At 39.8% G+C, this 24,542-nt stretch carries 23 protein-coding genes; 19 read left to right on the top strand and 4 right to left on the bottom strand.

Going from position 1 to position 24,542, the window contains the following annotated elements; translation table 11 throughout:
• The 15 genes from pcaF to MKL33_RS17490 form a co-directional block, all read left to right on the top strand.
• Positions 1-1,140, top strand: a 1,140-nt coding sequence (gene pcaF, locus MKL33_RS17560; RefSeq protein ID WP_270907444.1) for a 3-oxoadipyl-CoA thiolase, incomplete at its 5' end; no start/stop codon positions are given.
• A 2-nt stretch (positions 1,141-1,142) separates the two neighbouring features.
• On the top strand, positions 1,143-2,501 hold the full coding sequence (pcaB, locus tag MKL33_RS17555; RefSeq protein WP_270907443.1) for a 3-carboxy-cis,cis-muconate cycloisomerase: 1,359 nt from the start codon (positions 1,143-1,145) through the stop codon (positions 2,499-2,501).
• A complete protein-coding gene (pcaD, locus tag MKL33_RS17550; RefSeq protein WP_270907442.1) occupies positions 2,498-3,283 on the top strand; it encodes a 3-oxoadipate enol-lactonase in 786 nt (261 codons plus the stop codon). Before pcaB ends, pcaD begins: the two co-directional genes overlap by 4 nt.
• A gap of 42 nt (positions 3,284-3,325) precedes the next feature.
• Complete coding sequence (locus tag MKL33_RS17545) at positions 3,326-4,681, top strand: MFS transporter (protein ID WP_044100156.1); 1,356 nt, start codon at positions 3,326-3,328, stop codon at positions 4,679-4,681.
• 15 nt (positions 4,682-4,696) lie between these two features.
• Positions 4,697-5,110, top strand: coding sequence for a 4-carboxymuconolactone decarboxylase (gene pcaC / locus MKL33_RS17540; RefSeq protein ID WP_000997505.1), 414 nt, complete (start codon positions 4,697-4,699; stop codon positions 5,108-5,110).
• 10 nt (positions 5,111-5,120) lie between these two features.
• On the top strand, positions 5,121-5,846 hold the full coding sequence (pcaH, locus tag MKL33_RS17535) for a protocatechuate 3,4-dioxygenase subunit beta (protein ID WP_000077913.1): 726 nt from the start codon (positions 5,121-5,123) through the stop codon (positions 5,844-5,846).
• 8 nt (positions 5,847-5,854) lie between these two features.
• Entirely contained in the window at positions 5,855-6,490 is a 636-nt protein-coding gene (gene pcaG / locus MKL33_RS17530; protein WP_216146681.1) for a protocatechuate 3,4-dioxygenase subunit alpha, read from the top strand.
• 69 nt (positions 6,491-6,559) lie between these two features.
• A complete protein-coding gene (gene aroD, locus MKL33_RS17525) occupies positions 6,560-7,387 on the top strand; it encodes a type I 3-dehydroquinate dehydratase (protein WP_218661032.1) in 828 nt (275 codons plus the stop codon).
• Between the two features lie 19 nt (positions 7,388-7,406).
• Positions 7,407-8,858, top strand: a complete 1,452-nt coding sequence (locus MKL33_RS17520) for a right-handed parallel beta-helix repeat-containing protein (RefSeq protein ID WP_270907441.1) — start codon at positions 7,407-7,409, stop codon at positions 8,856-8,858.
• Positions 8,859-8,924: 66 nt separating this feature from the next.
• On the top strand, positions 8,925-10,244 hold the full coding sequence (locus MKL33_RS17515; RefSeq protein ID WP_206258372.1) for a carbohydrate porin: 1,320 nt from the start codon (positions 8,925-8,927) through the stop codon (positions 10,242-10,244).
• Positions 10,245-10,326: 82 nt separating this feature from the next.
• Positions 10,327-12,756 carry a glucose/quinate/shikimate family membrane-bound PQQ-dependent dehydrogenase gene (locus tag MKL33_RS17510; RefSeq protein ID WP_206258375.1) on the top strand — a complete coding sequence of 810 codons (2,430 nt, stop codon included), beginning with the start codon at positions 10,327-10,329 and terminating at the stop codon, positions 12,754-12,756.
• Positions 12,757-13,402: 646 nt separating this feature from the next.
• On the top strand, positions 13,403-13,861 hold the full coding sequence (locus tag MKL33_RS17505) for a DUF6438 domain-containing protein (RefSeq protein ID WP_014206923.1): 459 nt from the start codon (positions 13,403-13,405) through the stop codon (positions 13,859-13,861).
• 135 nt (positions 13,862-13,996) lie between these two features.
• A complete protein-coding gene (locus MKL33_RS17500; protein ID WP_270907440.1) occupies positions 13,997-14,410 on the top strand; it encodes a YeeE/YedE family protein in 414 nt (137 codons plus the stop codon).
• Between the two features lie 4 nt (positions 14,411-14,414).
• A complete protein-coding gene (locus tag MKL33_RS17495; RefSeq protein WP_017481010.1) occupies positions 14,415-14,828 on the top strand; it encodes a DUF6691 family protein in 414 nt (137 codons plus the stop codon).
• Positions 14,829-14,832: 4 nt separating this feature from the next.
• On the top strand, positions 14,833-15,699 hold the full coding sequence (locus tag MKL33_RS17490) for an MBL fold metallo-hydrolase (protein WP_270907439.1): 867 nt from the start codon (positions 14,833-14,835) through the stop codon (positions 15,697-15,699).
• A 92-nt stretch (positions 15,700-15,791) separates the two neighbouring features.
• Here MKL33_RS17490 and pcaU read toward each other — a convergent pair whose 3' ends face one another.
• Both pcaU and MKL33_RS17480 read right to left on the bottom strand, forming a co-directional pair.
• Positions 15,792-16,604: an IclR family transcriptional regulator PcaU gene (gene pcaU, locus MKL33_RS17485; RefSeq protein WP_002120879.1), complete on the bottom strand. Its 813-nt coding sequence runs from the start codon at positions 16,602-16,604 to the stop codon at positions 15,792-15,794.
• Between the two features lie 42 nt (positions 16,605-16,646).
• Positions 16,647-17,567: a LysR family transcriptional regulator gene (locus MKL33_RS17480; RefSeq protein ID WP_069031459.1), complete on the bottom strand. Its 921-nt coding sequence runs from the start codon at positions 17,565-17,567 to the stop codon at positions 16,647-16,649.
• A gap of 88 nt (positions 17,568-17,655) precedes the next feature.
• Between MKL33_RS17480 and MKL33_RS17475 the strand changes: the two genes are divergently transcribed.
• From MKL33_RS17475 to MKL33_RS17460, 4 genes are read left to right on the top strand one after another with little or no spacing between them, the layout of a single operon-like run.
• Positions 17,656-18,897, top strand: coding sequence for an acyl-CoA dehydrogenase family protein (locus MKL33_RS17475; protein ID WP_130625743.1), 1,242 nt, complete (start codon positions 17,656-17,658; stop codon positions 18,895-18,897).
• A 17-nt stretch (positions 18,898-18,914) separates the two neighbouring features.
• Positions 18,915-20,036 (top strand): phosphotransferase family protein, encoded by a 1,122-nt coding sequence (locus MKL33_RS17470; protein WP_270907438.1) that lies wholly within the window; start codon positions 18,915-18,917, stop codon positions 20,034-20,036.
• Positions 20,033-20,731, top strand: coding sequence for a histidine phosphatase family protein (locus MKL33_RS17465; protein WP_013197682.1), 699 nt, complete (start codon positions 20,033-20,035; stop codon positions 20,729-20,731). The genes MKL33_RS17470 and MKL33_RS17465 overlap by 4 nt, the downstream gene beginning before the upstream one ends.
• A gap of 16 nt (positions 20,732-20,747) precedes the next feature.
• On the top strand, positions 20,748-21,491 hold the full coding sequence (locus tag MKL33_RS17460; protein ID WP_270907437.1) for an SDR family oxidoreductase: 744 nt from the start codon (positions 20,748-20,750) through the stop codon (positions 21,489-21,491).
• A 35-nt stretch (positions 21,492-21,526) separates the two neighbouring features.
• Here the strand turns inward: MKL33_RS17460 and MKL33_RS17455 are convergent, their stop codons facing one another.
• Positions 21,527-22,783 carry an OprD family outer membrane porin gene (locus tag MKL33_RS17455; RefSeq protein WP_270907436.1) on the bottom strand — a complete coding sequence of 419 codons (1,257 nt, stop codon included), beginning with the start codon at positions 22,781-22,783 and terminating at the stop codon, positions 21,527-21,529.
• A 109-nt stretch (positions 22,784-22,892) separates the two neighbouring features.
• Entirely contained in the window at positions 22,893-24,242 is a 1,350-nt protein-coding gene (locus tag MKL33_RS17450; RefSeq protein WP_270907435.1) for a spinster family MFS transporter, read from the bottom strand.
• Between the last annotated feature and the right edge of the window lie 300 nt (positions 24,243-24,542).

The following is a 24,542-nucleotide window of genomic DNA, read 5'->3' as shown; positions in this document are numbered from 1 at the left end:
CCTGTCCGTGCCGATGACCTTGGTGCTGTGCCGATTAAAGCGCTCATGCAGCGTAACCCGAATGTAGATTGGGAACAGGTCGATGATGTGATTTATGGCTGTGCCAACCAAGCCGGTGAAGATAACCGTAATGTCGGCCGTATGTCAGCTCTACTTGCAGGTTTACCGTATCAGGTGCCAGCAACCACCATTAACCGTTTGTGTGGTTCATCACTCGATGCCATTGCCATTGCTGCCCGTGCCATTAAGGCTGGTGAAGCGAACTTGGTGATTGCAGGTGGTGTAGAAAGTATGAGCCGTGCACCTTATGTGATGGGTAAGTCAGACAGTGCCTTTGGCCGTAGCCAGAAGATTGAAGACACTACCATGGGGTGGCGCTTCATTAACCCAAAACTTAAAGAATTGTATGGTGTAGACACCATGCCCCAGACTGCCGAAAACGTGGCTGAACAGTTCAACGTTAATCGTGCAGATCAGGACCAGTTTGCCTTGGTGAGCCAACAACGCACCGCAAGCGCGCAAGCCAAAGGCTTTTTTTCTAAAGAAATCGTGGCAGTTGAAATCCCTCAGCGTAAGGGTGATGCTGTTGTGATTGATACCGACGAACATCCACGTGCATCGACCACACTTGAAGGTTTAAGCAAACTTAAACCTGTTGTAAAAGCAGATGGCACAGTTACTGCGGGTAATGCTTCAGGCATTAATGATGGTGCAGCAGCTCTACTGATTGCTTCTGACGAAGCGGTTCAGGCATACAACCTAAAACCCCGCGCCAAGATTATTGCTTCAACAGCGGGGGGTATAGAACCACGCATTATGGGCTTTGCTCCAGCACCAACCATTAAAAAATTACTTAAACAAGCTAACCTGACTTTAGATCAGATGGATGTAATTGAGCTGAATGAAGCCTTTGCTGCACAGGCTTTGGCAGTGACCCGTGATTTAGGTTTGCCAGACGATAGCAACAAAGTAAATCCAAATGGTGGTGCAATTGCTTTGGGCCATCCACTTGGTGCATCAGGTGCGCGCTTAGTGACAACAGCCTTGAACCAGCTTGAACAAACAGGTGGTCGTTATGCCTTGTGTTCAATGTGTATTGGTGTGGGCCAAGGCATTGCTTTGATTATTGAGAGAGTCTAATCATGAGCCAGTTATATGCCAGCTTGTTTTATCAAAAAGACGTCACTGACATCTTTAGTGACTCATCTTTAATCAAATACATGATTCAAGTTGAAGTTGCCTTAGCTCAAGCACAGGCACAAGTTGGTGTGATTCCTCAAAATGCGGCTAATACCATTGCCCAAGTAGCTGAGCAGGCATTAGAAAAGTTTGACTTTTCAGCTTTGGCTGTAGCAACAGGCTTAGCTGGAAATATCGCAATTCCATTTGTAAAACAGCTTACGGCAATTGTTAAAGATGTTGATGAAGATGCTTCGCGTTATGTGCATTGGGGCGCAACAAGTCAGGATATTTTAGACACAGCTTGTATTTTGCAATGCCGTGATGCGTTGGACCTTGTGGAAGATCAACTTCAACAATGCTATGCGACTGCATTACAACAAGCTAAGCAATATCGCCATCAAGTCATGATTGGGCGTACATGGTTACAGCAAGCTTTACCAATTACCTTGGGGCATAAACTTGCTCGTTGGGCCTCGGCTTTTAAACGTGATTTAGAGCGTATACAAGCAATGAAGTCACGTGTACTTACTGCTCAGTTAGGTGGTGCTGTGGGTTCATTAGCTTCTTTGCAAGATCAAGGTTCGCTTGTGGTCAGTGCATTTGCTCAGCAACTGAATCTAACTGCACCGACAAGCACATGGCATGGTGAGCGTGACCGTATTGTGGAAATTGCAAGCGTGCTTGGCATGATTGTCGGGAATACGGGCAAGATGGCACGTGATTGGTCACTGATGATGCAAACTGAAATTGCAGAGTTGTTTGAGCCAAATGCGAAGGGTCGTGGTGGTTCATCAACCATGCCTCATAAGCGTAATCCAGTTGCGGCAGCATCCGTATTAGCCGCGGCGAATCGTGTACCAGCACTTATGTCTAGCATTTATCAAAGCATGGTACAGGAACATGAGCGTAGCTTAGGCGCGTGGCATGCAGAATGGTTAGCAGTTCCAGAAATCTTTCAGCTTTGTGCTGGAGCATTAACTTGTACTGGTGAAGTTTTACAAGGTTTTGAAGTGAATGCTGAACATATGCAACAGAACCTTGAGTGTACCAACGGGTTAATTATGGCAGAAGCTGTGATGATGGCACTTGCTCCAAAAATTGGACGTTTAAATGCTCATCATGTTGTTGAAGCAGCTTGTAAAACAGCCGTGGCTCAGAAGCAGCATTTATCTGAAGTTGTTAGTCAGTTAGATGAAGTAAAAGAACATTTTAGTCAAACAGAAATTTTGGAAATATTTAAAGCAGAAAACTATTTGGGCAACATTCAAGCTCAAATTGATGCTGTTCTGCAAGAAGCACAAGGAGGAGACATAAAGTGAAACAGTTTATAACCAATCGACAAGGTAAACAGCTCGCTATATATACCGACGGATTAAAAGATGCTCCAGCACTTGTGTTATCTAACTCCTTAGGAACAGATCATGGAATGTGGCAGCCGCAAGTAGATGAGCTTAAAAGTCATTTTAATGTCATTACATACGACACACGTGGTCATGGCGAAAGTGATGTGATCGCTGAATCATCTTTACAAAATTTAGGTGAAGATGTTGCTGATATTTTAGATGCCTTAAGTATTGAAAAAGCTCATTTTTGTGGCATTTCAATGGGCGGAATTACGGGGCTTTGGTTAGCTATCCATTACCCAGAGCGCTTTCTAAGCATTACTGTCGCAAATTCAGCGGCAAAAATTGGACAGGCTGAGGCGTGGTTGAGTCGCGCAGAATCAGTAGAACAAAATGGACTGGCTGAATTGGTTAAAACCACGCACACACGTTGGTTTAGCGAAAAATTCGACTATCAACATAATGTGGTTGCACAAACGACGATTCAAAGTCTGGCAAACACACCAGCACAAGGTTATGCCAATGCATGTCGTGCTTTAGCAGATGCTGATTTAAGAGATGAAATTACACAAATCCAAGTTCCAGTATTGCTCATTGCAGGAACGGCAGATCCAGTGACCACAGTAGCAGATGCTGAGTTTATGCAGAATGCTATTAAGAACAGTCAAATTGCTAAATTAGAAGCATCTCATCTTTCTAATATTGAGCAACCACAAAGATTTACACAGGAATTGACTAGGTTTATTCAGCAAATCTAATAGCTTAATAGTTTAAAAGGAATTGGCCTTAAGGAGGCAAATATGGCGTCTCAGGATTACGCTGCACCAAATAAAAGTATCGATGCTCAAGCATTGATTAATGATGCTCCACTCAGTAAGTATCAATGGATGATTGCAATCATCTGTTTCTTAATTATTTTTACTGATGGTATCGATACTGCTGCAATGGGTTTTATCGCTCCAGCTTTGGCTCAAGACTGGGGTGTTGATCGCTCTCAGTTAGGCCCAGTGATGAGTGCTGCACTTGGTGGAATGATTATTGGAGCTTTGGTTTCTGGCCCAACAGCTGACCGTTTTGGTCGAAAAATCGTTTTAGCTTTTTCGATGCTTGTGTTTGGTGGTTTTACTTTAGCATCTGCGTATGCAACCAACTTAGATAGCCTTGTCGTTTTACGCTTTTTGACAGGTATTGGTTTGGGTGCAGCTATGCCAAATGCCACTACATTATTTTCTGAATATTGTCCAACACGCATTCGTTCATTACTCGTGACCTGTATGTTCTGTGGTTACAACTTGGGTATGGCAACAGGTGGTTTTATTAGTAGCTGGCTTATCCCGACTTATGGTTGGCACAGTCTATTTTTACTTGGCGGCTGGTCACCTTTGATCTTAATGATTTTAGTGATTTTGGTTTTACCTGAGTCTTACCGCTTTTTAATTGTTAAAGGTAAGAACCCAGAGAAAGTACGCAAAATCTTAAATCATATCGCGCCAGCTCAAGTTCAAAATGCGACCGCATTCCACGTACCTGAAGAGAAAACTGAAACAGCTCAAAAGAAAAATGTCTTTGGAATTATGTTTTCTAAACCATATGCGAAAGGAACACTTTTACTTTGGTTGACCTATTTCATGGGGCTCGTGGTTGTTTACTTGCTTACAAGCTGGTTGCCAACGCTTATGCGTGAAACAGGTGCCTCAATGGAGCGTGCTGCATTTATCGGTGGATTGTTCCAGTTCGGTGGTGTGGTTAGTGCCTTATTTATTGGTTGGGCGATGGACAAATTCAACCCTAACCGAGTGATTGCTATTTTCTACTTTGCTGCAGGTCTATTTGCGATTGCTGTTGGTCAAAGCTTAGGAAACTCAACATTACTTGCAGTATTGGTGCTTTGTGCGGGTATCGCAATTAACGGTGCGCAATCTTCAATGCCTGCGTTAAGCGCTCGTTTCTATCCAACGCAGTGCCGTGCAACTGGCGTGTCTTGGATGACGGGGATTGGACGTTTCGGTGCGGTATTTGGTGCTTGGATTGGGGCTGTGTTACTCGGCAATGATTGGTCGTTTACCGCCATTCTTAGTTTATTACTAATTCCAGCGACTGCTGCGGCTGTTGCTGTATTTGTTAAATCAATTGTTGCGCATACCGATGCAACTTAATAGAGGTCTATCACAATGAATGATGAACAACGCTATAAACAAGGCATTGAGGTGCGGACTGAAGTTCTGGGCGAAAAGCATGTTGGTCGGTCTTTGCAGAACTTAAATGACTTTAACCAAGATTTTCAAAATTTTATTAGCCGTTACGCATGGGGTGAGGTGTGGTCTCGTCCAGGCCTTCCACGTCATACACGTAGTTTAGTCACTATCGCAATTTTATTGGCGCTTGGACGTGAAGATGAACTACGCATGCATTTACGTGCTTGCTTTAACAATGGCGTAACTAAAGAAGATTTAAAAGAGCTGATCTTACATAGTTCACTCTATGCAGGTTTACCTGCTGCAAATGCTGCAATGCATATGGCTGAAGAAGTCTTTAAAGAGTTGGGGATAGAGGTAAACCCAATTGCAGCGAAAGAACAGGATTAAGGAGATAAAGATGTCACAACATAGCTGGGGTGCTTACGCCCAACGTAATACAGATGACCATCCACCAGCGTATACGCCAGGTTATAAAACAAGTGTATTACGTTCGCCAAAAAATGCATTGATCTCAATTAATGAGACTTTAACTGAAGTTACTGCACCGCATTTTTCTTCAAATCTGTTTGGCCCAAAAGATAACGATTTGATTTTGAACTATGCCAAAGATGGTTTGCCAATTGGTGAGCGTGTTATTGTTCATGGCTATGTTCGTGACCAATTTGGTCGTCCTGTAAAAAATGCACTTCTAGAAGTATGGCAAGCCAATGCTTCTGGTCGTTACCGTCATCCAAACGACAAGTTTATTGGTGCAATGGATCCTAACTTTGGTGGTTGTGGTCGTACCTTAACTGATGAAAACGGTTTTTATATTTTCCGTACCATTAAACCGGGTCCGTACCCATGGCGTAACCGTATTAATGAATGGCGTCCTGCACATATTCATTTCTCTTTAATTGCTGATGGTTGGGCTCAGCGCCTAATTTCGCAGTTTTATTTTGAAGGCGATACGCTCATTGACACTTGCCCGATCTTAAAAACGATTCCTTCTGAAGATCAACGTCGTGCCTTGATTGCACTAGAAGATAAAAACAACTTTATCGAAGCAGATAGCCGTTGTTACCGTTTTGACATCACTTTACGTGGACGTCGAGCGACTTACTTCGAAAACGAATTGACTTAATCGGGAGCATGAGCATGAATAACTGGAATTTTCAGGAACTAAAAGAAACTCCATCTCAAACAGGTGGTCCTTACGTTCACATTGGTTTATTGCCACAACAAGCAAATATTGAAGTATTTGAAAACAACTTTAATAACCAGTTAGTACAAGACCAAACTAAAGGCGAGCGTATTCGTCTTGAAGGTCAAGTGTTTGACGGGCTGGGTTTACCGCTACGCGACGTGCTGATTGAAATTTGGCAGGCTGATGCGAACGGTATTTATCCAAGTCAGGCAGATACGCGTGAGCAAAAAGCTGACCCAGCATTTCAAGGTTGGGGCCGTACAGGTGCCGATTTTGAAACAGGCGTTTGGAGTTTCAATACGATTAAACCGGGCGCGACAGCAGGCCGTAAAGGTTCAACTCAAGCACCTCATATTGCATTAGTCATTTTCGCTCGCGGTATTAACTTAGGTCTTCATACACGTGTTTATTTTGAAGATGAAGCTGAAGCAAATGCTAACGACCCAATTCTAAATAGCATTGAATGGGCACCACGTCGCCAAACACTTATTGCAAAACGTTTTGAAGAAAATGGTGAAGTTGTTTACCGCTTTGATATTCGCATTCAAGGCGATGACGAAACTGTATTTTTTGATATTTAAGAAACACCTAAGGCTACACCTGATTATTCAAGGATACGTGTAGCCTTTTTAAGGATGAACGATATGAACATGAAAACATTATTAAGCCTAAGTTTGCTTGCACTCCCATTTTTTACTGCACAGGTGAATGCTGAACCTGTTGCTTTAGCTGCTCAAACACAACCTGCTAATACAGCCGTTAAAACGATTGTTCCGATTACCGCAAAAACCAAAGAACAAGCTTTGGCACAAGCTCAAGTCATTGCAAATACAGCAGATGCTGATTTGGCAGAGTTTCGTATCGATTTACTTAGTTTTGCGAGTGATACAAAACAAGTGATTGCTTTGGGTCATGAGTTGAAAAAGATTTTAGGCAATAAGCCAATGATTGCCACTATTCGTACCAAAAATGAAGGTGGCCAGCTTGAAATTAGTGATGTGGATTATGGTAAGACTTATCAGGCTTACTTAAAAAATCCATTCATGGACTGGTTAGATATTGAAATGTTCCGTGATCAGAAAGTAGTTTCAGAAATTGTTCAAAAAGCACATCAAAAGAAAGTGCTGATTGTCATGTCTAATCACGACTTCCAAAAAACACCAAGCCAAGATGAAATTGAAAAACGCTTGTTAAAACAAGACCAGATGGGTGCAGATATTCTAAAAATTGCCGTTATGCCAAAATCTAAACAAGACGTTTTCACTTTAATGAACGCAACTTTAAAAGTAAGTCAGCAAACCACTAAACCATTGTTAACGATGTCGATGGGGCAACTTGGTACGATTTCGCGTGTTGCGACTGCCAACATGGGCGGAAGTTATAGCTTTGGCATGATTGGTCAGGCTTCTGCACCGGGTCAAATTGATGTGACCAAGCTCAAACAAATTTTACAAACAGTTCAACCAACAAACCCATAAATCATAAGGATATGATGAAATGAATACATTACGTTTAACTACTCTTGCATTAGGTTTGATGGTTTCAGGCATAGCTGCGGCTCAAACTTATGTGGTTGACCGTTATCAAGACGATAGCAATAAAGGCTCTTTACGCTGGGCAATTGAACAAGCCAATGCAAACCCAAGCGAAGCTAGCGACATTTTGATTGAAGCAGTAGGTAAAGCGCCTTATGCGATTAAATTAAATAGTGCACTTCCTGAAATTAAAGCACCTGTCAAAATCATTGGTACAGAGTGGGATAAAACTGGCGAATACATCGCAATTGATGGTTCAAATTATATTAAAGGCGAAGGTGCAAAAGCTTGTCCTGGTGCAAACCCTGAACAGTATGGCACCAATGTACGTACGATGACTTTACCGGGATTGGTACTGCGTGACGTCAACAATGTCACTTTAAAAGGTTTAGACATTCATCGCTTCTGTATTGGGGTATTGATTAACCGCTCGAGTAATAACCTGATTCAACACAACCGTATTAGTAATAACTACGGTGGTGCAGGGGTTATGCTTACTGGTGATGATGGTCAAGGTAACCCAACCGCAACCACCACCAATAACAACAAAGTTTTAGACAACATTTTCCAAGACAATGGTGATGGCTTAGAACTGACACGTGGTGCAGCATTTAACTTAATTGCGAATAACCATTTTGTTTCAACTAAAGCAAATCCTGAACCATCACAGGGTATTGAAATTTTGTGGGGTAATGACAATGCTGTAGTTGGTAATAAGTTTGAAAACTATTCAGATGGCTTACAGATCAACTGGGGTAAGCGTAACTATATCGCTTACAACGAAATGACCAATAACTCGATTGGTTTTAACATGACGGGTGATGGCAATATTCTTGATAGCAATAAAGTACATGGTAACCGTATTGGTGTAGCCATCCGTTCTGAAAAAGATGCAAATGCAAAAATTACATTGACTAAAAACCTGATTTGGGACAATGGTAAAGATATTAAACGTTGCGAAGCTGGCGGTTCATGTGTACCAGATCAGCGTTTGGGTGCAATTGTATTTGCTGTGCCTGCACTTGAGCATGCCGGATTTGTAGGTTCTCGTGGTGGTGGTGTGGTTGTTGACCCATCTAAACAACAAAAAACATGTACTCAGCCAAATGAACAAGGCTGTAATGCTCAACCTAATCAGGGTATTAAAGCTCCTAAATTAACTGCAAATAAAGGTTCAGTTGCTGTAGAAGTCAATGGCTTGCCAAATCAACGCTATCAAGTTGAATTTTTTGGTAATCAAAATGCGTCATCAAAAGAAGCTGAGCAATATTTAGGAGCAATAACTGTTGCTACAGATGCACAAGGGATCGCAAAAGCGAATTGGAAGCCGACTGTAAAAGTTGCCTCAATTACAGCGAATATTACTGATCGTTTTGGCGCAACTTCTGAGCTTGGTTTTACAAGTGTTAAATAACAATAAGGGAAGCGCCTCAAACCGAGGCGCAGCATAGAAATATAGAAATGATAAAAGGGACTTGAAATGCCAAATTTAATGAAATTGAGTGTTTTAACGCTCGCTGTATTAGGTAGCCAATTTGCGCTCGCGAATGAGCCTTGGTCACAAGACCGTCAATGGTTGCTAGGTGACTGGAATGGAAAACGCCAGCAATTAGAGCAGCAGGGCTATAAATTTACAGCTTCTATTATGAGCCAAAGTGCTACAAATTTAGATGGTGGTTACAACGACAGCAATACTTTTGAAAATGCTGCACAACTTTCTTTAGGTGCAAACCTAGATTTAGAAAAAATTGCTGGATGGAAAGATACAACAGCGAGCCTAGTCGTGACCAAACGTGACGGAAATGCGCTTACTTTGGAGCGTATTAAAGACCCACGTTCTAGCCAATTGGGCAATGCTCAAGAAATTTATGGTCGCGGTAAAATCTGGCGTCTGTCTCAAGCATGGGTGAAGAAGGGCTTTGTTGATAATACTGTACAGGTCAAATTTGGTCGTATGGGAATGTCAGAGGACTTTAATAGTTCTCAATGTGAATTTCAGAACTTATTGCTTTGCGGTGGGCAGTTAGGAAAATCAATCGGTTCAATTTGGTATAACTCACCAGTAGGTGTTTGGGCGACAAACGTTAAATATCAGTTTGCACCTGAGTGGACTTTGGGATTAGGTGTGTATGAAGTTAATCCAGACAATATTAAAACCGAATCAAATAGTGATGGTTTTAATCTGGATATGAACAATGTGAAGGGTGCCACCATACCAGTTGAACTTGCATGGAAACCAAAACTTGCTGCTTTTAATGGCTTGCCGGGTGAATATAAAGTAGGTGCACTGTATTCAACCGCAGAAGCGAATGATGTTAAGTCTGCGGGTAAAGTGCATGACGGAAAACAAAGCTTTTGGCTTAATGCACAACAACAACTGACGAATAAAGGCGAAGATCCGAAACGCGGTTTATATGTAAGTTTTAATGGCGTTGTAAATGATAAGGCAACGACTTTTGTTCAAAGTACTCAACAACTTGCTCTTTGGTATAAGGGGCCATTTAATAGCCGTCCAAATGATTCGATTGGTTTTGGTATAGCCAATTATGTAGTTAATGACCGTGCTAAAGATAAACAGATCGCAACAAATGAAAGTCGTGGATATTACAGCTATGATCCGATTGCATCTGACTATATTCCAATACAAGACGACGAGCTAAATGTCGAGTTGAACTATACCTATCAATGGTCTCCGGCCGTCATGTTACGTCCAAACATTCAATATATTCATCAACCTGCTGGTGTAAAAGAGGTTGATGATGCTTGGGTGGCTGGTCTTAGTGTGAAAGTCAATTTTTAACAATATTGATGGCTGGTTAGACATAGTTTAACTGGCCCAAATGCTTGAACTATTCGGGTTCAGTATATGTGGAGTAGGATCTATGTCTGAGTCAGATTCTAAGTTTCATATCTTATTCAAAATATGGTGTTTTATATTAGGTCTAGTTTTATTGGCTACTGGTGTTTTTTACATCGTAGGTGGTGGAAAACTAGTATCACTCGGCGGTTCTTGGTATTTCCTTATCTCAGGACTGTTTATAACCATTTCAGCAATTAGTATTTTCCGAAAAAAAGCGCTGGGTGTCTGGATTTTTGCGGCTGTTTTTGTTGGTACCGTAATTTGGTCATTTGTTGATGCGGGATGGGAATTTTGGCCGTTATTTTCGCGCTTAATGTTTCCTGCTGGTCTTTTTGCTGCGTTGTTATTTACCTTACCTTCAATTCGACGTTACCAATTTCAAACTAGTTTGGCATCTTCAGCCTATGCGGTAGGTGGACTAGTTGTTGTGGGGATGTTGATTGCGCTCTATCAAATGTTTCAACCGCATCCAACAGTAGCAAGTTCAGGTGAAAAACTACCTTTAGTACCAGTTGATCCTGCAAAAAAACAGGTAAATTGGGAAAATTATGGTAATGATGCAGGTGGTAGCCGCTTTGTTGCTCTCGATCAAATTAACCGAGATAACGTTCATAAATTAAAAGAAGCTTGGCGCTTTAGAACGGGCGACTTTACAACAGGTAGCGGTAATGGTGCTGAAGACCAAATGACCCCACTACAAGTTGGAAATAAAGTGTTTTTATGTACACCACATAACAACATTTTTGCCATAGATGCCGACTCAGGCAAACAACTCTGGAAAGCTGAGGTGAACTCTACAGCTGATGCTTGGGAACGTTGCCGTGGTGTTGCATACTTTGATTCAACAAAACCGCTTGTACAACCAACTTTAGCGGGTGCAAATGCAGTAACTGCGGTTGCAACCAATACACAATGTCCACGCCGTGTATATACCAATACACCTGATGGTCGTTTAATTGCAGTGAATGCAGATAACGGCCAGCGCTGTGCTGATTTTGGTGTAAATGGAACGGTTGATTTGCTAGAAGGTCTTGGCGCTGGAACAAAAGCTCCGCGTTTTGAAGTGACTTCTGCACCGACTATTGCTGGAACAACTATTGTGGTGGGTAGCCGTATTGCCGACAACGTGGCCGCAGATATGCCGGGTGGTGTTATTCGTGGTTATGACGTAATTACGGGTAAACTTCGCTGGGCATTTGACCCGCGTAATCCAAACCCTAACTATGTTCTTAAACCGGGTGAGACCTATAAACGTAGTTCAGCAAACTCATGGGCTGCAATGTCATATGATCCACAAATGAATACGGTATTCTTACCTATGGGCAGTTCATCTGTCGACATTTGGGGTGGTAACCGTAATCCATTAGATCACAAATACAATACTTCTGTGTTAGCACTTGATGCGACAACAGGTAAAGAGAAGTGGGTATATCAAACTGTTCATAACGATTTATGGGACTTTGACTTACCAATGCAACCGAGTCTAGTCGACTTCCCATTAAAAGATGGTACGACTAAACCAGCTGTTGTTATTGGAACCAAATCAGGCCAATTCTTTGTTCTTGACCGTGTAACGGGTAAACCACTGACTAAAGTGATTGAACAACCAGTTAAACCTGCCAATATTCCGGGTGAACAATACAGCTTAACTCAACCTCGTTCAGTTGAAATGCCTCAAATTGGTAATCAGACTTTAACTGAATCAGATATGTGGGGCGCAACGCCGTTCGATCAACTGATGTGTCGTATTAACTTCAAGTCAATGCGTTACGAAGGCCTATTTACTGCACCGGGCACTGATGTTTCTTTAAGCTTCCCAGGTTCGTTGGGTGGTATGAACTGGGGTAGCATCGCTTTTGACCCGACTCATCGTTATATGTTCGTGAACGATATGCGCCTTGGTTTGTGGATTCAATTGATGGAGCAAACTCCTGAAGATATTAAGATTCAGGCGAATGGTGGAGAGAAAGTAAACACAGGTATGGGAGCTGTACCAATGAAAGGTACACCATATAAAGTGAATAAAAACCGCTTTATGTCGGCTCTAAGCATTCCTTGTCAAAAACCACCGTTTGGCACCATGACTGCAATTGACATGAAAACTCGTCAAGTTGCATGGCAAGTACCATTAGGTACAGTTGAAGATACTGGGCCGATGGGTATCAAGATGGGCTTAAAAGCACCGATCGGTATGCCAACAATTGGTGGGCCTATGGCAACTCAAGGTGGCTTAGTTTTCTTTGCTGCTACACAAGATTACTACTTACGTGCATTTGATTCATCTACAGGTAAAGAACTGTGGAAATCACGCATGCCAGTAGGTAGCCAAGGAACACCAATAAGCTATGTTTCACCTAAAACAGGTAAACAGTATGTGGTTGTTACCGCAGGTGGAGCACGTCAATCACCTGATCATGGTGATTATGTGATCGCTTATAGCTTAGAACAATAATTAAGAAAGGCAAAAGAGAGTATTTCTCTTTTGCCTTTCTCTTTAATATATTTTTTATATAAAAGAGTAAAAGTAAATTCTATATTTTTAACTAGATAGCTTTACCAAATAGTAAAAAAGTGCTTGATGTTGTTGCTAAACTTGAAATAGTCTTATGGTCAATTCAGCCTGAACGCTAGATGTAGCTTAACTATTGACCAGTTCCTTAGGATGTTTTACCTATAAATAAAACCTTAACTTTTATTAAGTTTTGTTTAACTTAACATTGTGAATTTTAATTAAAAATAAACATTATTAAGTTTTAAACCTTAAAAATACGGTGTTTTTTGTTGGAAAAACGAGCTTAAATATATACTTATATTATATTTATATAATTTATTGGGTTGCGCTAGAATGGTCGACGCAGATTATTACTATCCAGTAATAATTTGTATTTCAGGAATTTAAGCTTTTATGGCTTAAGGCTCATCGAAAGATGGGCCTTTTTTTATGGATGAAAGAAAATTTTTTTATCTTGCTCAATAGCCTAAGCAAAATTAAAAGTTAAATAATGAATAAAATCACAAAAAATAGTCTTTAATGACAAGAAGTGTATGATTTGATAAATTAAAGCCACTTGATAATAATAGGTGATGTAATGAGATTTTTGGTTCTTGCAACTTTATCTGGTTTAGCTTTGATGGGTTGTGCTTCTGTTCAGCAAGCACCGAATACACAAGAGACAATTCGCTATGCTTCTAGCCCATGTTTTGGCGCATGTCCGATTTATTCTGTAGAAGTAACACCTACAGGTTTAATTCGCTTTGAAGGTAAACAATACACTAAAGCTATAGGTGTTAAAGAAATTCAAGGTAGCGTTAAAGATTATAAAAAACTTGCAGATGATCTAAAAACTTATCGCCCTGAAACAGGTACACAATCAAAAACTGCGGGTTGCCAGCAAACAGCGACCGACATGTCTAGCTATTACATTACTTGGATTCAACCTAATGGCACAGAAACTAAATTAAGCCATTACACAGGTTGTATCTCTCCAGCAAATAATAGATTGAATAAGGTTATGGAAAAGTTACCTGAACAATTAGGCATTAAAGATCTAATTTAATGACAAAAGCCCCAAAATCTTGGGGCTTTTTCTTGTTAAGAAGAATTATAAACTCAAAAGTTTTATATTAAGTATTTCTAAAAGAATCAGCGTATAATACAGATTATAAAAACATATATTGTTAAGAGTGGTTATATGTCAAATATTGTTTATGCCTTTTTTGGTGGTTCATTACTAGGCATCGCAACAGTTGGGTATTTATATATAAATGGCCGTATAGCCGGAATCAGTGGTTTGCTTGCTCAAGTCATCAATCCTACTAAAGACACCTTTAAGAGTTCGGCATTCTGGTTTATTGCGGGACTCGTGATTACACCTTTCATATATGGTTATTTTTATCAGCCTGAAATTGAAATTAAAGCTAATACATTTGCACTTATTCTAGCAGGTGTACTTGTAGGCTTTGGAACACGGTTAGGGTCGGGTTGTACAAGCGGTCATGGTATTTGTGGTATGAGCAGGTTATCAAAACGCTCGATGATAGCGACAGCAGTTTTTATGTTTGCTGGCATGTTAACGGTTTATATCATTCGTCATGTGATGGGGTAACCCTATGAAAAACATTTTTGCTTTTTTATTTGGTAGCTTATTTTCATTAGGTTTGATGATCTCTGGCATGTCTAATCCAGAAAAGGTATTAGGTTTTTTAGATATTTTTGGGCAGTGGGATATTAGCTTAATGTTTGTAATGTTAGGTGCTATTGCTGTGGCATTTATTCCATTTCAAAAGGCTATAAAAACTCCTAAAACACTCTTTAATGAACAAATTCAATTACCAACAAATACACAGATTGACCAAAGGTTAATTGTGGGTGCTTTTATTTTCGGTATAGGCTGGGGAATAGCAGGTATATGTCCAGCGCCCGCTTTAACTTTGATCGGATTAGGACATTTTGAAGCGCTTTATTTTATTGTCGCAATGTTATTAGGAATGTTTATTTACCGAATTTTAAATAAAGGAAATTAAGCCTATGCAACAACCTCTAGTAAAAGATTTTTTTGATGAAAACACCAATACTTTTAGCTATGTTGTTGCGGATTTAGTGACTCTTCAATGCGCTATTATTGATAGCGTGCTTGATTACGATGCCGCATCGGCCACTACAAAAACATCCAATGCTGATCTGATCGTCGATTATGTCTTGGCGCAAAACTTCAAAGTACAATGGATTTTAGAAACCCATGTACATGCGGACCATATGACTGCGGCTCAATATTTAAAATCTAAATTGGGCGGTACAATTGCGATTAGTCAAAAAATCTCGGTAGTACAAGAAACATTTTCGGCTATCTATAATTTTGATTTTAAGAAATTTAATGAAAATCAGCCCTTTGATTATTTGTTTGAAGATTATGAACATTTCAAAATAGGGGAGATAGAAGCCTATAATATTCCTACACCAGGGCATACGCCAGCTTGCTTAAGCTATGTGATCGCTGATGCTGTTTTTGTCGGGGATACTTTATTTATGCCTGATTATGGTTCGGCCAGATGTGACTTTCCTAAAGGAAGTGCTGCTGAGCTTTATGATTCGGTACAAAAACTTTATACACTTCCCGACGACATGCGTATGTTCTTATGCCATGACTATAAGCCCGAAGGCCGTGATGAATATATCTGTCAAACAGATATAAAAACTCAAAAGCAAAGCAATATTCATTTAAATCGACAAATTTCTAAAGAATCATTCATCAAAATGCGTCAAGAAAGAGATGCTACTTTGGCAATGCCAAAATTAATTTTGCCTTCAATTCAAATTAATATGAATGGTGGAAATTGTCCGGAACCTGAAGCGAATGGGATCCGTTATTTGAAAATTCCTTTCAATTACTTTTAGAAATAGCCTAAGCATTTATTCGGGATCGTTCAATCTATCCAAATAGCCTAAGCAAAAATAAAATTAACCCTGTAAAATAGCCTAAGCAATATTTAAAGAACTTGTCTCAAATCCCGCGAAGTCTCTTGCAATAACGGCAGAATATGTTGAATTAAATATTCTTCAGTTGTTTTCATCGTTGGAGAAACAATATTTAAAGCTGCAACCACTTTAAAGTCTTGCCCATAAATCGGTACGGCGAGCGCATGAACTCCTAATTCGTGTTCTTCACGCGAATAACACCAATCTTGTTCTCGAATCTCTTGTAGTAACTCTAGAAATTTATCATTTTCGACATGCGTATATTTAGTTAAACGCTGAAGTGGATATTTTTGGAGCCAGTCCAATTGTTCTTCTTGGCTTAAATGTGCCAATAAAATTTTACCTGCCGAGGTAGCATGAGCAGGTAACCGGTTACCCAAGTGCAAACCATATGGATTTACCCGGTCAGTTTGTTGGTGGGCAGCACTACGGGCAATGGTAATGGCTTCATAACCATCAAGTACCATCACTGAATAAATAAGGGAAGTCTGGTTAGTTAGAAGGTTTAATAAAGGCTGGGACACTTTTGGAAGCTGAGCTGCACCTAAATAAGCTCCTGAAAATTTAAGAACTTTCGGAGTTAAATAGTAATAGTGGCCATCTGACTCAAGATAACCTAAATATTCTAAAGTTAATAAATGACGTCTTGCTGCCGCTCGGGTAAGCCCAGTTTTTTCGGCAGCCATAGAAATATTTAAACGATGTTGATTACTACTAAAGCTATCTAAAATCGCCATGCCTTTACCAATACCAGCAATGTAATCTTCATGACGAATCGTTTTTTTGTTGTCCTGATTCTGGATTATCCGTTCATCTTTACTCATTACTGATCCTTGTACGATAGAAGCTTAGTAGATCAATTTGCTTTACTGAAAAAGTTTAATAATTTCATGTCGCAGAAATTGATGTCTTAAATTATCCCTTAAATCTTCGTGCCAAAACATACCCATTTTAATATTGGTTATCTCAAAAGGCAGAGAATGTAAGCAAATTTCATGACTATAAGACAAATGCTGTAAAATCATTCGAGGCATGGTGAGTATTGCGTCGGCTTGAGCTCCCAAAACTTGTAACGCCGTTGAATAGTTTTGACAGCGCATAAATACATTTCTTGAAATTTTTTGATGTTGGTTTAAATAAATATCTTCAAGTAAGGCACCTGTACGGCGTGATGAAACACCAATGTGTCGTCCATTAATATAACGAGATAAATCGACTTCTTTAAGTTGACTGCAAATGACGAACTCATCTGTTACCAAATGATCAAAGGTAATTTTTGGAGATAAGTATTGTTCTAGGTCAATCACGAAATCGAGCTGCTGGGTCGCCAAGTCCGCCATAATATGTTTTCGATCTAGCTTCATACTGACAAACTGCAAATCTAAATTAAGATTTTGAAAATGTTGAGCAAGCCTTGGAAGAATAATCGGCTCAATTTCATCATGCACGGCGATTTTTAAGTTTTTTAAGCTTGTTGGATCGAACACATGTTTCTGCTGGCTAATATTTTGGATGGTTAAAAGTGCTTGTTTCACCGTTGGGTAAATCTGCTCGGCAAAAGGAGTGGCAGACATTTTATTGCCTACTCGTATAAATACATCATCTTCAAGTTGCTGACGTAAACGCTGCAAAGCATGACTTGCTGCTGACTGCGTAATATTAAGGCTACTTGCGGCATTCGAAATACTTTTTTGCTCATAAATCGCAATAAATAGCGGATATAAATTGATATCGATTCGGTGAAAAAAACTTAGGTCTAAACCATGTAGGTTATGAATATTATTCATGATGCATTATTTAATAAAATCATTTCATTCATATTAAGTTTCAAGTTATGTTGATGTAAAGACCAGATAATGATGTAAAGGAAAAAGAATGTTTGAACTCTCCAAGAAAGCTCAAGATTTTGCTGAGCGAACAAGAAAATTTATTTTAGAAGAAATAGAACCTGTCGAAGCAAAATTTTGGGAAGAGGTTCATGAGCTAAATCCAGATGGGAACTGGAAAAAATGGCAGTGGCCTGAACTGTTAGAAACTCTGAAAACTAAAGCTAAACAAGCTGGTCTTTGGAATATGTTTTTACCCGATGAAAAGCTGGGTGCAGGGTTATCAGTTCAAGAATATGCGCATATTGCTGAATTGACTGGCCGCAGCTTATTGGCACCTACCGTTTTTAACTGTAATGCACCAGATACAGGAAATATGGAGGTGTTATGGCGCTATGGCAGTGAGCAGCAAAAACAGCAATGGTTACAGCCGTTATTGGATGGCAAAATCCGTTCGGTTTTTTGCATGACGGAACCCGAGGTTGCTTCAAGTGATGCAACAAATATGCAAGCGACTGCCTTAATCGAAGGTAATGAAATTGTTTTAAATGGCAAAAAGTGGTGGTCTTCTGGTTTAGGTGATCCAAATGCCAAAGTCATTATTTTTATGGCGCATACCCCAGATGAAACCAAAGACCGTCATCATCAACACTCTATGGTTTTAGTACCAATTGATACCGCAGGTGTTGAAATTCAACGGATGTTACCTGTGTTTGGCGACTATGATGCACCGCATGGACACGGTGAGGTTCATTTTAATAATGTTCGAGTGCCTCTCGAAAACTTTATTGGTGGAGCGGGGCAAGGTTTTGAAATTGCACAAGGGCGTTTAGGGCCAGGACGTATTCACCATTGCATGCGTTGTATTGGCGCTGCTGAAAAAGCGCTAGAACTCATGATTGATAGAGGCATGTCTAGAACGGCGTTTGGCAAAGAAATTTTAAAACTTGGTGGAAACCTCGAACGCGTAGCCGATGCGCGAGTAGCCATAGATCAAGCCAGACTTTTAACCTTGTATGCTGCTTATAAAATGGATACTTTAGGAAATATGGCCGCTTTAACAGAAATATCTGCAATTAAAGTGGTCGCTCCGAGTGTTTTAGAAAAAGTAGTCGACATGGCGATTCAGCTACATGGCGGTGCAGGTGTTTCAAGAGATACGCCATTAACAGGTTTCTTTGCCCAAGCACGCAGTTTACGTTTAGCTGATGGTCCAGATGAAGTACATAAAGGCATGATTGCCAAATTAGAGTTGGCCAAACGTGGTTATGGTCGTCATAAGAAAGTATAAGTTTAAAGGAAGTGAAGATGTCGGTAATTGATGTAGGCGGTGAAGTACGTGAAGGTGAAGAGCTTGATATTGGGGCAGTTGAAAACTGGTTAAAAAAACAAGGTGTTGAGTTGGTTGGCCCAGCAGTCGTTACTCAATATACGGGCGGGGCGTCGAATTGGACTTATAGTTTAAAGTATGAAAATACCGATTTAATTTTGCGCCGTCCTCCAAAAGGAACAAAAGCGAAATCGGCCCATGATATGGCCCGTGAATATATGGTGCAGAAAAATCTTGCACCTTATTATCCGGTGCTTCCTAAAATGGTGGCACTTTGTCAGGATGAATCGGTCATTGGCTGTGATTTTTATGTCATGGAACGCATTGAAGGCATTATTCCTCGTGCAAAATTACCGCCTGAACTTGGCTTTAATGAAGAAGATGTTCATGAGCTTTGTGTAAATGTTATTGATAAGCTGATTGAGCTACATCAAGTTCCTTATGAAAACACGCCTTTAGCTGAACTAGGCAAAGGTGCGGGATATTGCCGTAGACAAGTTGAAGGTTGGGATAAGCGCTATGAAAAAGTCCGCACACTCAATGTTCCTTCATTTAAATATGTCCGAAAATGGCTAAACGATAATATCCCTCAAGACTCTACGACTTGTATTATTCACAATGATTGGCGTTTTGATAATGTGATTTTAGATCCAGAGCATCCAACAGAAGTGATTGGTGTATTGGATTGGGAAATGGCGACTTTGGGTGATCCATTAATGGATTTGGGTAGCGCTTTGGCCTATTGGGTCGAGCCTACGGATAATATGATTTTTAGATCAACACGACGTCAGCCTACTCATCTAAAGGGAATGTTCTCTCGCAAAGAAGTCGTTGACTATTATTTGCAAAAAACAGGTCTGGAGCCTCAAAACTGGGCTTTTTATGAAGTCTTCGGTGTATTCCGTTTAGCCGTGATTGCCCAGCAAATCTATTATCGTTATTACCACAAGCAAACCCGAAATCCTGCTTTTAAAGATTTCTGGATTGTCATTCATGCGCTACATATTCGAGCTTTAAAACTTATCGCGCAACAAAAATTGCAAGAATCTGAATTTGCTCAGCAATCGCTACAGAAAATACAGGGTATTTTAAGAAAATGACCACAATTTATCTGGTAAGACACGGACAGGCATCGTTTGGTAAAAGTAATTATGATGAACTGTCTGAAAATGGTGAGGCTCAAGCGACTTTATTAGGCCAATATTTTAAGCAAATATTGAAAGAACAACCTTATGTGGTTGCAGGAACCATGCAGCGCCACGAGCAAACTGCAAAGCTCGCACTTAATGAATGCTTTCCAGATGCGGTGATTCATCATAATAATTTATGGAATGAGTTTAACCATCAACAAGTTTTTGCACGCTATGAACCACGTTTTGAACAGCCTGAACTATTAAAAGCTGACGTCGCGCAAGAACAGAATCCTCGCGCTTATCTCGCCAAAATATTTGAAGGCGCTATTGGACGATGGACCGATGGCGATTTTCATCATGAATATGATGAGTCTTGGCCACACTTTAAAGAAAGAGTCGAAACAGCATTGCAGCAACTTTGTGATGAGTTAGCAAAAACTAAACCTCGCTATGCAGTGGTTTTTACCTCTGGTGGTGTGATTTCTGTAGCAATCGGAAAATTGCTTGAACTTAGCCCTAATCGAACTTTTGCGTTGAATTGGGCAATTGCGAATACAAGCCTCACCACTTTGCGTTTGGTTGGAAATGAAGCTCAGGTGTTAAGTTTAAATGAACATCATTTTATAAAAGCTGAACGTCCAGATTTACTGACATGGATTTAAAAATAAGGATAAAAGCATGGCAAAGACAATTTTAATTACAGGTGCAAGTTCTGGATTGGGCGCGGGTATGGCGCATGAATTTGCAGCCAAAAGCTATAACTTAGCGATTTGTGCACGCCGTTTAGACAGATTGGAAGATTTAAAAACGGAACTTGAAAATCAGTACGGTATTAAAGTCATTGCAAAAAGTCTGGATGTAACTCATTACGATCAGGTTTTTGAAGTATTTCGCGCCTTTAAACAAGAATTTGGCTATTTAGATCGAATTATTGTAAATGCGGGAGTCGGAAATGGTCGTCGTATTGGTAAAGGTAATTTTGAAATTAACAGAGCCACAGCTGAAACAAACTTTATTTCTGCTTTAGCGCAGTGTGAAGCAGCAACTGAAATTTTTAGAGAGCAAAATGCCGGTCATTTGGTGGTGATGTCATCCATGAGTGCGATGCGTGGATTACCAAAACATTTATCGACTTATGCAGCAAGTAAAGCTGCAGTTGCTCACTTGGCCGAGGGTATTCGTGCTGAATTACTGGATACCCCAATTAAAGTCTCTACCATTTTCCCGGGTTATATCCGTACCGAAATGAATGAAGGTGCTAAACATTTACCTTTTGAAGTAGATGCCAAAACAGGATGTAAAGCTTTAGTAAAAGCTATCGAAAAACAACCTGTAAAAGCTTATGTGCCACAGTGGCCGTGGTTACCAATGAGTATTGCTATGAAGGTTTTACCATTAAAGTTGGTCAATAAATTAGGATAAAAAATACCCCCTAAAGTTTAGGGGGTATTTTTTATTTAGAATTTTTTAGTGTAATTGACGAATAAACGGTCTTCGCCAAAGTCATTGCCGTGTTTTACGTTGTAATCAATACGAATGTATTGCAGAGCAACGCCTTTTAAGAAAGGCTGCTGAAATGCATAGTTTAAAATCACATTAGACTCGGTTTCATGGTTTTTCTTGCCATTGGCAGCTTTAAAGTCATGTCCGTAAACATATTTCACCATCGCATTTAGGCCCGGTACATAATCTTTAAAATCGTAGCCATACATGACGTGGTAAGACTTTTCATCCTCTTTAAAAAAGCCTGTAGCGTTCCAGTTAATGAAATACGTCTCTGGTAAAAAACCATCTGGTAATGGGTAAGCCGATTCACCAATAATCTGTTGGTAACCTAAACCAAAGGTATGGTTTTTTACTTTAATCGTTTCAAGTAATCCAATGTTCTGCGCATCAATATCAAAGGTATTGCCATCATCTTTTGCATTGAAGTATTTAAACTTAGAGGTGAGGGCAAAAGTTGGCTGTTTCCACGTATGTTCAAGTCCTATATAGTGTTTGTTATACAGATCTTCTAAATTACCAAAGTAGTATTCGCCTTTTAAAGACGGTGTAAATTGATAGCGCAGGTCAATATAATTTAACCCATCAGATTCTTTAGTAACCCCATTTGATGTGAAAGAAAACTTTTTAAAGTCTTCTTCATTTCGGGGAGATACTTTTTCAACTCGGCCAATTTCGGCATAAAGCTGATCTGAAAGTTGTGACTTTAAGTTGGTTCCCCAATACGAAGTGAGTAACTGACGACTAGCATCTACGGCAGTTACAGGTAAATCTAGCCAAAGTTCACCGACACTCAAAAGAGTTTTGTCATAACCCAGTTTTAAAGTTGCACCATATTTTAAATAATCTGAAGCTTGAGATTGCGTTTCTTTATTAAAAGGCAAAACTGTATCCGCAACATGTTTGTCTGAACTTAAGCGCACGGCGTATTGAACGGAAGCATCAGCCCCAATCGTAATTGGTTTGTTTGCTATAACTAACGGAGTGTCATGCATTTTCGATTTATAAAATAATGACGCTGCCTGAGACCAACTACCAGTGTCTTTGAGTGCATCATTATCAAAATCACGGTTAATGTAGGCATTTTTTAAAGTGAATTTCCATTCATCTTCAGTTTGCTGATTTGGATTTGCAGCCCATGAGTTGCTGTACATCAGTAATAAAGTGGCAACAGCTAAAGTGTGTGGTTTAAAGCGGTGAAATAATTCCATAATCCATTTCCCAAGTGTAAGCCAGTCCTCGGCACTACGTAATTTTGAATATTTCGGTACTCTCTAAGCGTTTAGTTAGAGAGTACATTTTTGCAATTGGTGAGACCTATTAATTTAATTTTTCAAGCTTCATGCTTTCACTAAAGAATTTGCAGCCTTTAAAAAGTAGAATTAAAGCCAGTACACAAGACAAACCACCCACAATAGATAAAGAAGAACCCACCATTAATGGGCTACCAAAAACTTTATCTGTAATAATGGCTACCAGTGTTGTGCCAATACCGAGTCCAATTAAGTTACTCACCAAAAGGAAGAGGGCAGAAAGGCGTGCTCTAAACTGGTTTGGGGCTAACATTTGCAAAGCAGTTGCTGAAATCACTAGAGGGAAAGATGCAAAGAACATTGCAGGAATCAGTAAGCTAACTGAAAGCCAAAGCTGATCTGTTTGGGTAAAAAATGCGATTGGAATAATCAGGCCAACAATACCAATTACACCCGTGAACATCGGCGCATCTTGGCGACCTTTTTTAATAAACCAGTCATTTAGCCAGCCTGCACAAAATACGCCTAATGTATTTGCGACTAACAGAATGGTACCAAGCATATAGCCTGTTTCAGTCGGCGCCAGTTGAAACTTACGAATATAAAATGCAGGTGTCCAGCTAGTTAGGCTATAGAGTGCCATTGCATAAAAGGTAAAACCTAAATAATGACAAGCAAATGTTTTCGAATGTTTTTTAATAAACTGAAGACATTGAGTGAATTTAACTTGGTCAACTTGTCCATTTTGGTTGAGCTGTTGGCCTTTACGTGCAGGGTCTTTAACGGTCAAAATAAACAGCAAACCAATAATGATGCCGGGTAAACCCACTACTAAAAAGGCAATTTGCCATGCTTTAAGCGCACCCAATAAAGGAACCCCAATGAGTGTCACTCCTTTAAGCAGGTTAATGACATAACCGCCAACTAAGAAGGCAATACCTCCACCTAAAAAAGCACCAATTGAATAGATCCCGACAGCACGCCCCAGTTTGTCCTTACTAAACATGTCGCTAAACATTGAATAAGCCGCTGGAGATAAAGCCGCTTCACCGACACCTACCGCCATACGGCTTAAGAACAGTTGAATAAAGTTTTTACTTAAACCGCAAGTTGCTGTTGCCAGACTCCAAACAATAATCCCGATTGAAATTAATTTTGGTCGTGAAAAACGATCGGCAATATAGGCTAAGGGTAAACCCATAACCGCATAAAACAGTGAGAAGGCGAGGCCATGTAATAAGCTAAATTGAGTATCTGAAAGTTGGAGATCTGCTTTGATGGGTTCAATCATCAGCGCCAGAATTTGGCGGTCAATAAATGAAAATATATATGCCAACATACAAAGTATGACCACATACCATGCATATGCATTGCTTTTCTTCTGTGTCCTTTCAACAGCGATATTACTTTGGTTCATACACTTAATCCTTATGTATAAAACGCTTAAAGAAATTGATATCTAACTTTTATTATTCCTCTAAAGTTTTCGATATTTCCCCCTTTTAGATAAGAATAATAAATAGGCTAGAAATGAGTAATTTGGTCTCGTACAGACCGGAAGAGTGCGTCTAAACCCAATTAGGAGTTAATGGGATTTTTAAGATCATGGAATTATTATTTTCTTTTTATATGTAAAATTCCATTACTTATTGAGTATGTTAGAATACCTAAAAAGTATGTTAAGTAATTATATATAGATAAATTTGTTATATAAAAA

The sequence above is a fragment of the Acinetobacter sp. AOR43_HL genome (genome assembly GCF_027854635.1).
GTDB classification, from domain to species: Bacteria; Pseudomonadota; Gammaproteobacteria; order Pseudomonadales; family Moraxellaceae; genus Acinetobacter; species Acinetobacter pittii.
Note: the sequence above shows the minus strand (reverse complement) of the source record. Positions and strands in the feature narration are given on the sequence as shown.